The organism is Acidovorax sp. KPB24-03 (genome assembly GCF_057546605.1).
The window spans coordinates 1-5,265 of the sequence record NZ_BAAJYR010000237.1 but is presented as its reverse complement, the minus strand read 5'-3'; the positions used below and the strand labels follow the sequence as shown (position 1 = coordinate 5,265).

Sequence of the window (5,265 nt, the reverse complement as noted above, 5' to 3'; positions counted from 1 at the left end):
AGCGGCTCGTCCAGCAGCAGCAGGCCCGGCGACGTGGCCAGGGCGCGCGCCAGCGCGATGCGCTGCTGCTGGCCGCCCGACATCTGCGCGGGAAACTTCGGCCCGCTGCCCGGCAGCCCGACGAGGTGCAGCAGCTCGTCCACGCGCGCCGCGATCCGCGCCCGCCCCTCGCGCCGGTTGACCAGCCCGTAGGCCACGTTCTGCGCCACCGTCAGGTTGGGAAACAGCGCATACGACTGGAACATGATGCCGTAGTCGCGCTCGGCCGGCGGCGCTACCGAGATGTCCCGGCCCGCCTGCACGATGCGGCCGGCGGTCTGGGTTTCCAGCCCCGCCACGATGCGCAGCAAGGTGGTCTTGCCGCAGCCCGACGGCCCGAGAAAACAGACGAACTCCCCCTGGCGGATCGACAGGTCGATGCTGCCGAGCGCGGTGAAAGCGCCGAATCGCTTGTGAATCCCGCGAAGCGCGAGGAAGCTGCCGTCGTCGTTGTCCATCGGTTTTACTTCTTCGCTTCGCTCTTGCTGTCGTAGCGCCGGGACCATTCGGCCAGCGTGGCCTCGCGGCTGGCGGCGGCCTGGTCGAAGTCGAGCCGGATCAGGCGCGCTTCATAGTCGTCAGGAATGCCGGCCAGCTTGGGCGCGATGCCCGGCTGGGCGGTGATGGCGAAGTTCTTGCCGTAGAGCTTCATGGCATCTTTCGACGACGCCCAGTCGGCCAGCTTCTTGGCCGCGTCCAGCTTCTTGGTGCCCTTGTAGATGGCGAAGCCTTCCAGGTCCCAGCCCAGGCCTTCCTTGGGGAACACCAGCTCGATCGGAGCGCCCTTGGCCTTGTTGGTGTGGCCGCGGTACTCGAAGGAGATGCCCGCGACGTACTCGCCGGAAGCCGCCATGTTGCAGGGTTTGGAGCCGGAGTGCGTGTACTGGCCGATGTTCTCGTGCAGCGCGTCCATGTACTTCCAGCCGCCGCCCTTGCCACCCTCGTCGCCCCACATCTGCAGCCAGGACACCACGTCCAGGTAGCCGGTGCCGGAGGACGCCGGATTGGGCATCACCACCTGGCCCTTGAACTCGGGCCGGGTCAGGTCCTTCCAGGTCGTGGGCAGGGGAATGTTGCGCTTCTTGGCCTCCACGGTGTTGAAGCACACGGTAGCGCCGAACACGTCCATGCCGAACCAGGCGGGCGGGTTCTTCTTGTCGCGGTAGGCCGGCATGATCGCGTCGATGTTCAGCGGCGCGTAGGGCTCCAGCATGCCGTTGCGGTCGAACAGCGCCAAGCTGGTGGCCGCCACGCCCATGACGACGTCCGCCTGCGGGTTGGTTTTCTCGGCCAGCAGCTTGGCGGTGATGACGCCCGTGGAGTCGCGCACCCACTTGATCTCGATGTCCGGGTTCACCGCATTGAACGCTTCCTGGTAGGCCTTGAGCTGGTCGGTCTCCAGGGCGGTATAGACGATCAGCTGCTGCTTTTGCGCGAAGGCCGAGCCAGCCGCAGCGGTCAGGACCAGTCCGAGAATTGCCGCGGAAAGCGGCCGTGGGATGCGTTGCATGGAAATGCTCCAGGGGTTGAACGGGTGGAACTTTGGTGCCCGCCCGTGTCATCCTCATGACATTGTTGCCAAGCAAAATGAGGGCCATGTCGGGCCGATTGTTTTTTGTAGATCGTAGACAATCTGCAAAATCGTCTTTTTTGGGAGAACTTGATCCATGGCCGTCCAGAGCCCCACGAACGCCGCCATCGCACAGCTTCAGGGCAACTCGCTCGCCGGCCTCGTGCAAAACGAGATCGAGCGCATGATCCTGGCCTCCGAGTTCCAGCCCGGGGAGAAGCTGACCGAATCCACCCTGGCCACCCGCCTGGGCGTGTCGCGTGGCCCGGTGCGCGAGGCGTTCCGCATGCTCGACGAGGCCGGCCTGGTGCGCACCGAGAAAAACCGCGGCGTCTTCGTGCGCGACATCGCGCTGGACGAGGCCCTGGAGATTTTCGAGCTGCGCGCGGTGATGGAGATGTACATCGGCCGCAAGCTGGCCGAAACCTGCACCGCCGCCCAGACGAAAGCGCTGCGCCAATGGGTCGATGCCATGGACGCGGCCACCAAGGCCGGCAACGCGCAGGACTTCCACCGCTTCAACCTGGAGTTCCACGATGCCCTGCTGCAGCTGGCAGGCAACGCCAAGTTCACCGCCCATTACCGGCGCCTCATCAAGGAGTTGTCGCTGATCCGGCGCCGCAACCTCACCGTCGAATCCATGGCGGTGTACACCCGCGAGCACCGGCAGATCGTCAAGGCGATCGCGGCGCGCAATGCCGAGGCCGCGGGCCAGGCGATGTTCGACCACGTGATGAACAGCCGCGAACGCACCCTGCAGAACTACCACCCCGCGCCAGAAGCCCCCCTCGCCGCGCCGGCCCCGGCGCGCCGGCGCGCCACGCGCACCACCGCCGAGGCCTGACCATGCCGCTGGCCTTCGACGACATCGCCCTGCTGTTCGAGCGCCATGGCGGCACGCAGTACAGCGGCGAGCCGGTCACGCAGACCGCGCACGCGCTGCAGACCGCCTGGCTGGCACAACAAGCGGGCGCGGACGACGAACTCATCACCGCGGCGCTGCTGCACGACCTGGGCCACCTGCTGCAGGATCATGGCGACACCCCCACCGCGCACGGCATCGACGACCTGCACCAGTTCAGCGCCCTGCCCTTTCTGCGCGGTCTGTTCGGGGACCGTGTGCTCGAGGCCATCCGCTGGCACGTGGACGCCAAGCGCTATCTGTGCGCCACCCGGCCGCATTACCGGTCGGCGCTGTCGGCCGACTCGCAGCGCAGCCTGGTGCTGCAGGGCGGCGTTTTCGGTGCGCAGGAGGCCCGGGCCTTCATCGGCCGTCCGCACGCCGAAGAGGCCGTGCGCCTGCGGCTGTGGGACGACCAGGCCAAGGTCGAGGGCCTGGCCACGCCGGGGCTGGCGCACTTCCTGGGCATTGCGGCGCGGTGCCGCCTGCCACGGCCTGCGGGACCGGCTTGAGCGCTGCGGCGCCGGCAGGTCACCGACACGCTCTAAGATGGCGCCCCGTTGCGAACCCTTCAGTGGGACGGCGCCTTCGGGTTCCGCCCCGTTTTTCCCGTCCCAACCGACGCTTTCCACCATCCACTCACTATGTCTTCCGGCGGATTTCACGTACACGGCCCCCACGACCATGCGGTCGAGCATGCCAGCCAGGGCCACGGCCCCCACGAGGCCCACGCGCACGAGGGCGGCGGATCGTCCACCAGCAAGATCGCCATGTTCACCGCGATCGTGGCGACGGTGGGCGCCATCTTTTCCTACATGGGCGGGGCCACGCAGGCCAATGCCGGGCTGCTGAAGAACGACGCGGCCATCCGCAAGACGGAGGCCTCCAACCAGTGGAATTACTTCCAGTCCAAGAGCACCAAGCAGTCGCTGACCGAAATGGCCCGCGACCTGGCGCCCGAGGACCGCAAGGGCAGCTACCAGACCAAGCTGGACCGCTACGAGGCCGAGAAGAACGAGATCAAGACGCAGGCCGAGAAGCTGGAGCGCGAGTCGCTCGACTTCGACCACCAGAGCGAGGCCCAGATGCACCAGCACCACCGCTGGGCCCAGGCCACCACCGCGCTGCAGGTGGCCATTGCCCTGGCGGCCATCGCGCTGCTCACGCGCAAGAAGTGGCTGGAATACGGCATGTACGGCGTGGCCGCCATCGGCCTGGGCGTCGGCACCATGGCGTTCCTGCATTTCTGAGCGCGGCTTCCCCCTCTTCCCGTCTTTGCGAAAGCCCTCTCCCATGGCCCTGCACCTGATTTATGCGCGCGCCGCCAACGGCGTGATCGGCAAGGACGGCACCATGCCCTGGCACCTGCCGGAAGACCTGGCGCACTTTCGCCGGCTGACCAACGGCTGCCCCGTGGTGATGGGCCGCAAGACCTGGGATTCGCTGCCGCCGCGCTTTCGGCCGTTGCCGGGACGCGCCAACATCGTGGTGACGCGCCAGCCGGATTGGCAGGCCGAAGGCGCCCGCCGCGCCGCGGGCCTGCCCGAGGCCCTTCGGATGGCCGAGGCCGAGGGCCCCACCACCTGGGTGATCGGCGGCGCGCAGCTGTACGCGCAGGCCCTGCCGCTGGCCATGCGCATCGAGGCCACCGAGATCGGGCAGGCGTTCGAAGGCGATGCCTATGCGCCCGAACTGGGCCCCGAATGGGTGGAAACCGCCCGCGAAAGCCATCGGAGTGCGGGCGGCCTGTCTTACACTTTCCTGACGCTTGAGCGGCGCTGAAAAACCCCGCCCCTCTGAAAGGGCCGAGTACGGCCGGGTTTGAGGGGTGCGTCCGGGCCTTTAGGCACGCGGTGACCATTCAGTCGATGCAAAATCCGCGTGGCGGAATCGAAGGCGCCTGGCCCAGGCCCCGACGCCACCGCTCGCCGGCCAAGGCGACCCCCTTCCTTCCTACGAATTTCCAGCCGAGCCCAACGTGAAACTAGACGCCATTGACCAAAAGATCCTGGATCTGTTGCAGGAAGACGCGGACCAGCAAGGGGCCGAGATCGCCGCCAAGGTGGGGCTCTCGACCACGCCGTGCTGGCGCCGGGTGCAGCGGCTCAAGGAGAGCGGCGTCATCAAGAAGAGCGTGGCGCTGGTCGACGCGCAGAAGGTCAACGTCGGCGTGACGGTGTTCGTGTCGGTGCGCACCAGCACCCACACGCAGGAGTGGTTCGACAAGTTCAAGGCCACCATCCAGGTCATGCCGGAGGTCGTCGAGTTCTACCGCATGAGCGGCGAGATCGACTACCTGCTGCGCGTGGTGGTGCCCGACATCGCGGCCTACGACCGGGTCTACAAGAAGCTGATCGCCAGCAACCACCTGTGCGACATCAGCTCCAGCTTCGCGATGGAAGAGATCAAGTTCACCACGGCGCTGCCGCTCAATTACGCGCGGTAGGCATCTGCGGCCCTGGGGCGGCAGGCACACCCGCCCGCCATCTGGCCGCACCAGGCATTTGCTATATTTTTAATAGCAACATGCCCTAGTACTGATTGTGCTGGAGCTTTTTGCTAGGATCTCCCGCACGGCGTGCAGGGCCGGCCGCACCTGCCGCGTGGCCGGGTCGATGAAGGCCGTGGGGAACTGGTAGGCCCGGTCGTCGAACAGGTCGATGCCGCACATCAGGTTCTCGATCCAGTCGAAGAAATCGCCGATGGCCTTCGGTCCCATGATCGGCGCGCCGTGCTGGGGCACCAGCATGGCGAT

7 protein-coding genes and 1 pseudogene are annotated in these 5,265 nt (G+C 66.8%); 5 read left to right on the top strand and 3 right to left on the bottom strand.

From position 1 onward, the window contains the following. Together AC27KI_RS18085 and AC27KI_RS18080 are read right to left on the bottom strand one after the other, a co-directional pair. A partial coding sequence (locus AC27KI_RS18085) for an ATP-binding cassette domain-containing protein (protein WP_487115096.1) occupies positions 1-497 on the bottom strand: 497 nt, incomplete at its 3' end. A 5-nt stretch (positions 498-502) separates the two neighbouring features. Beyond that, entirely contained in the window at positions 503-1,549 is a 1,047-nt protein-coding gene (locus AC27KI_RS18080) for a putative 2-aminoethylphosphonate ABC transporter substrate-binding protein (RefSeq protein WP_487115094.1), read from the bottom strand. Positions 1,550-1,706: 157 nt separating this feature from the next. Between AC27KI_RS18080 and AC27KI_RS18075 the strand changes: the two genes are divergently transcribed. From AC27KI_RS18075 to AC27KI_RS18055, 5 genes are all read left to right on the top strand, one after another. Then, entirely contained in the window at positions 1,707-2,453 is a 747-nt protein-coding gene (locus AC27KI_RS18075) for a phosphonate utilization associated transcriptional regulator (protein ID WP_487115092.1), read from the top strand. Positions 2,454-2,455: 2 nt separating this feature from the next. Further along, positions 2,456-3,022 carry a phosphonate degradation HD-domain oxygenase gene (locus tag AC27KI_RS18070; protein ID WP_487115090.1) on the top strand — a complete coding sequence of 189 codons (567 nt, stop codon included), beginning with the start codon at positions 2,456-2,458 and terminating at the stop codon, positions 3,020-3,022. 132 nt (positions 3,023-3,154) lie between these two features. Further along, positions 3,155-3,760: a DUF4337 domain-containing protein gene (locus AC27KI_RS18065; RefSeq protein WP_272564330.1), complete on the top strand. Its 606-nt coding sequence runs from the start codon at positions 3,155-3,157 to the stop codon at positions 3,758-3,760. Positions 3,761-3,803: 43 nt separating this feature from the next. After that, complete coding sequence (locus tag AC27KI_RS18060) at positions 3,804-4,292, top strand: dihydrofolate reductase (RefSeq protein WP_487115088.1); 489 nt, start codon at positions 3,804-3,806, stop codon at positions 4,290-4,292. 196 nt (positions 4,293-4,488) lie between these two features. Next, positions 4,489-4,956 (top strand): Lrp/AsnC family transcriptional regulator, encoded by a 468-nt coding sequence (locus AC27KI_RS18055; protein WP_272564333.1) that lies wholly within the window; start codon positions 4,489-4,491, stop codon positions 4,954-4,956. Between the two features lie 69 nt (positions 4,957-5,025). Here AC27KI_RS18055 and AC27KI_RS18050 read toward each other — a convergent pair. Further along, positions 5,026-5,265 (bottom strand): annotated as a pseudogene (locus AC27KI_RS18050) (hypothetical protein); the annotation flags it as partial.